At 58.1% G+C, this 4,003-nt stretch carries 5 protein-coding genes and 1 tRNA gene; 2 read left to right on the top strand and 4 right to left on the bottom strand.

Annotated elements, in window-relative coordinates; all coding sequences use genetic code 11:
• The first annotated feature begins 396 nt into the window (after positions 1–396).
• Complete coding sequence (locus tag AKL29_RS19960) at positions 397–600, top strand: cold-shock protein (RefSeq protein ID WP_050385323.1); 204 nt, start codon at positions 397–399, stop codon at positions 598–600.
• 200 nt (positions 601–800) lie between these two features.
• Here AKL29_RS19960 and AKL29_RS19965 read toward each other — a convergent pair.
• The 3 genes from AKL29_RS19965 to AKL29_RS42885 form a co-directional block, all read right to left on the bottom strand.
• Positions 801–890, bottom strand: a tRNA-Ser gene (locus AKL29_RS19965).
• A 68-nt stretch (positions 891–958) separates the two neighbouring features.
• A complete protein-coding gene (locus tag AKL29_RS19970; RefSeq protein ID WP_244482214.1) occupies positions 959–1,426 on the bottom strand; it encodes a tyrosine-type recombinase/integrase in 468 nt (155 codons plus the stop codon).
• A gap of 508 nt (positions 1,427–1,934) precedes the next feature.
• A complete protein-coding gene (locus AKL29_RS42885; protein ID WP_160321764.1) occupies positions 1,935–2,081 on the bottom strand; it encodes a hypothetical protein in 147 nt (48 codons plus the stop codon).
• Positions 2,082–2,528: 447 nt separating this feature from the next.
• On the opposite strand from AKL29_RS42885, the gene AKL29_RS42075 reads away from it, so the two are divergent.
• Positions 2,529–2,900 carry a hypothetical protein gene (locus tag AKL29_RS42075; RefSeq protein WP_152977684.1) on the top strand — a complete coding sequence of 124 codons (372 nt, stop codon included), beginning with the start codon at positions 2,529–2,531 and terminating at the stop codon, positions 2,898–2,900.
• Between the two features lie 890 nt (positions 2,901–3,790).
• Here the strand turns inward: AKL29_RS42075 and AKL29_RS44000 are convergent.
• The coding region (locus tag AKL29_RS44000) for a hypothetical protein (RefSeq protein ID WP_210168329.1) at positions 3,791–4,003 on the bottom strand (213 nt) is incomplete at its 5' end.

The following is a 4,003-nucleotide window of genomic DNA, read 5'->3' on the forward strand; positions in this document are numbered from 1 at the left end:
GCGATTTTATTGCTATTCATCCTGGAGACGCCTCTCACGCGCGCAGTCGCCAAATCTCAAAAGTACGCCGCCGGGCCCGAAATGGTTTGTCCCGGCGGCGCCCTGTCATTCCCAGCGCTGGGGCCCTGAAATTCCCAGTATCGGTTGCCTAGCAGTCTTTGCGCCAAACGACTGTTGCTTGGCTCACACAAACGTTTGGAAGAAGAGCCGGCGCCAGGGCCGCACGCCAGCTCCTCCCGAAACGGACCGCCATGTTTCGTCCCCAACGGTCCCGTCCCACAAGAAGCCTGCGCCGGTTCGGTTGCTGAATTGCTAACCGGGCTGCGCGGTGTGTTTGTTCTTGCGGGGCGCAGCGCTATTTAGGCTGTCGCCACTGGGCTCAAAGGAGATTTGTCTGTGGCGACTGGTACAGTGAAGTGGTTCAACCCGACCAAGGGTTATGGATTCATCCAGCCCGACGATGGGAGCAAGGATGTGTTCGTACACATTTCTGCCGTTGAAAGGGCAGGCCTGAGCAGCCTCAATGAGGGTGCGAAAGTCAGCTACGAAGCGAAGGACAATCGCGGGAAAACGTCCGCCGAAAATTTGCGGGTGGGCTGATAAGCCGGGAACCACCTGACAAGCCGGGAACAAGGTGGCGATGTTGGGAGTCGTCAATGCAGCTCCCGGATCAGGTGGCGCCCTCGACCGGGAGTTAGTGGTGGCCCCGGCGCGCCCGCGCTGGGGTCGCTTTGCATTGTGCAGTCATTTGTGCGCACAATGCTCGATATCTGAAATAAGATAATGATTTCAATTTGCTATGGCGGAAGGGGTGGGATTCGAACCCACGGTACCCTTGCGGGCACGCCGGTTTTCAAGACCGGTGCCTTAAACCGCTCGGCCACCCTTCCAAGCCTTGTAATCGTTGAGGTTTCTAGCTGGCGGGTGAGAACAAAGCCAGGACTTTGCTACCGTCTTGCTACCCAACGTCGTCGGCGCGCTTGTTTATGGCCGCGCGCAGTACCCCGTCAACCGCCGGGGCAGCTTCACCCTGCATATTCGGCATCAGGTGGCTCAGATCCATCGTGATCGCGATGGACGAATGTCCGAGCCGTTTCTGCACCACCTTGGGGTGAATGTTGGATGCCAGCATGTGGCTGGCGTGTCTGTGCCGTAGGCTGTGCAAGGTGACGTACCCCTCAGGAAGTCGGGCACGACGAGCGTCACGCTTTGCGGCTGGAGCCGGCTGTCGTCCGCTTGGGTGACGACGCGAAGCTCGGCGGTCCACGGAACCCCAAGGCGAAGCAATTCCTCCGCATGGGCCGCGCGCCAGCGGCGCAGCTCTTCGACCGCCATGGCGGGGAGGGCGACTGTCCGCGCCTTGCCGCTTCTTAGCTTCTTTCTCGTGGATCTCGCCAGCATCGGTCTGCTCTGTGCTGGAAGGCATCAGCAAGCCGGAGCTGGGCTGCCGGGTACCCTTTCGAGGGAATCGCCAACTGACGGCGGCTTGTTAGGGAATGGATTTCCGCCCCGCAGGGCCTATTGGCGCGGGGCCGGCTAGGGGCGAGGGCTCATGGACGGAAAGGGGATTTGATCCGCTCCATTGATTGATTTCTCTAGTCGTTTCTCGAAGCGAATCTCATCGTTCGATGATGGGCATATCTTCTCCCAGCCTACACCATAGGCTGTGCCTAGAAATTCGATCTGATCTGTCTCGAAAGTCTGAATAATTCGCTGTCTGCTGCAGGCTGGAACGACTGCGCTTTTTGTGCTGTTGCCGTCGGGCCGCTTTAGCGAATATTGCATCGTTACCGGTGCGCCACAGCGATTGACGACAGTCCAGGTCTGCAAAGAGCCGTCCTTCGTTTTGATGGGGCCCGTGAAACAGTTTTGGGCATTGGCATTCGCGGCAAGTACGCAAGGCATGAGCGAAACTGCGACCGCCCAGACAAGTTTCATGTGCTCTGGTTGCCCATGGACCGCATCGCGTTATCTGTCATTTGCTTCTGATAGGCTGCGCGCGCGCTGAAACGGGCGGCAATGATCAGCGCGATCGGAATGCCCACAAGTACGAGAAAAGTCACGGTGCCGATGGTTGCCATCGTAGTCTTGCTCCCGGTGATCTTCTTCCGAGAGTCTGAATCAACCGCAGGCTGCTATCAAGGGCAAAGTTTCCTGCCAGTCGTTGTCTTTGGGACTGTGATCGCATCAGCTTGAACAGCTCGAGGACGCCGGCAAGCCGGAGCTTCGTGCCATTAGGCATATATTGCAGGAGGAGATGCCTGGGTATTGGCCGCTAACTCGTCACGCTTGATCGGTCGCGCCCGCCGTGGAACGCCCGCATATCGGCGGCAAATTGCCGAGCGCTTTCGGACGGGGTCTCGAGAGGCCTTCGTTTGAGCATGACTGGGAGATAAGCGTTCCGCGCTTTGCGAAATGGCGACGATGGCCGTAGAAACACGGGAATTTCGGGTGGGGAGAATAGGCTAAAATGCAGCTTTGGTGAGATCGCCAATCGATATGCGATGAGCGCCTCGAGGAGTCTTTGCGTGCAAGTCATACGGAATGGATTTTTATCGCTGCTGGCCTTGGGAGCGTTGACCCTGGAGGGTCACGCGCAAACTGTGGTCGCAGCATTGGAGTGCGATTTTCCGCCAGCTTCAACGGGTGATTGGAACATGGCCGCATCGACCCTCCAGTACTATATCGATACAGCAGGAGGTTGGAGAGTGAACGAAGATTCCTTCTCCTTCGATGGTCCGACAAAAATTGCTATCGGTGGAAAGGATAGCACAGCTTCGCTTTCGATCATTATTTCCCGACAGTCAGGCAAAGCTACCAAAACGCTGAGGTCGGAAGGGAAATCCCTCACAGTCAGCGGGGAATGCAAAAAGATGGAATCGTCCGGACGTAAATTTTAGGCGTATCCGTCGGCTCAAATGCTCGGGCTGGCGAATGAAAAAGCCTTAGCCCAAGACGCCCTTGGCGAAATCAATCACCTCGCCCCAGTCCATCTGGGCATCGACCCAGCCTACCTTGCCGCAGGCGGGGCATTCAGGTGTGCCGAGATGTCGTGCCAGTCCCAGTCGGGGAGGTCGAGCTTCAGTAGACCGTTGTGGTGCTGACAGCCGACACGGAAGACAAGCACCATTTTGAAACCGGCGCTTCGATCGACGGGACCGGTCCAGTAGCGGAAAAGGTGAGTGGGCTTGCGGCCAGGGCATAGTCTAGACTAGCGCTTCCGCAGACGCCTATAAGATCGCCATCGCCGCTGCCGGCGAGCAGCAGGCTGGGCCGCGGCCTGGATCTGAATTGGCGAAATCGGCCCGCCGGGCGCGAACCGGCGTCGGCGGGCTCGGTATTGGCATCAAGTGTCCGTGAAATGTGAGGCCGTTCACACTCGATCATCGCGAGTTGGCCTAACCCACGGGCGGGTGGCAGCTCGGTGTCGGAGAATCGTGATGCCGTTTTTCAGCAGCCAAAGCTTGTCGTCAGCAGTCGCGGCTTCAGTGCCCAGTATTCTCATCGTGGGAGCAGTTAGCTTTGCGGCTGTTGGTTATGTGGAGTGGTCGTCGGGCGTTAATCTGGCCCATTTCATGAGCCGGACTGCCCCGGATGCCTCAATGCCGGTTCTACCGCTCAAGGGAAGAACAGTTTGCCAGCAGGGCAATAGGCCACTGCCGGGGCTCTCTCTACCGCTCGAGTGACGCCAGCCTAAAGCGACAGTGCCCAATCTCCCAAGGACACTAAGCAGCCAGCTCCCGGAATGGTTTCCAGCGGTGCCTGTCCTTGGGCGGATTTGGGCGGCCAGTCAGATCATAACCTTTGGGTCCTTCGTGATGGCGGAAATCGAGGAGCCTGACTTTCGCACGATTGAAGCAAACTGTTGGTCTGAGACCTTTAGGCCGGCGCGAATAGCACGGCCTTCGTAGCAATCTTGTCGCCAGTCATCTCGAGACGCCTCTCGCGCGTCAGCGCGGTAAATCTCAAAAATTACGCCGCCGGGCCCGAAATGGTTTGTCCC

Origin of the sequence: Bradyrhizobium pachyrhizi (assembly GCF_001189245.1) — a bacterium.
Lineage (GTDB): Bacteria > Pseudomonadota > Alphaproteobacteria > Rhizobiales > Xanthobacteraceae > Bradyrhizobium > Bradyrhizobium pachyrhizi.

Coding starts and splice junctions, on each gene's coding strand:
- AKL29_RS19970 (WP_244482214.1), bottom strand. CDS start 1,426: ATGCCTTCCAGCACAGAGCAGACCGATGCTGGCGAGATCCACGAGAAA.
- AKL29_RS42885 (WP_160321764.1), bottom strand. CDS start 2,081: ATGGCAACCATCGGCACCGTGACTTTTCTCGTACTTGTGGGCATTCCG.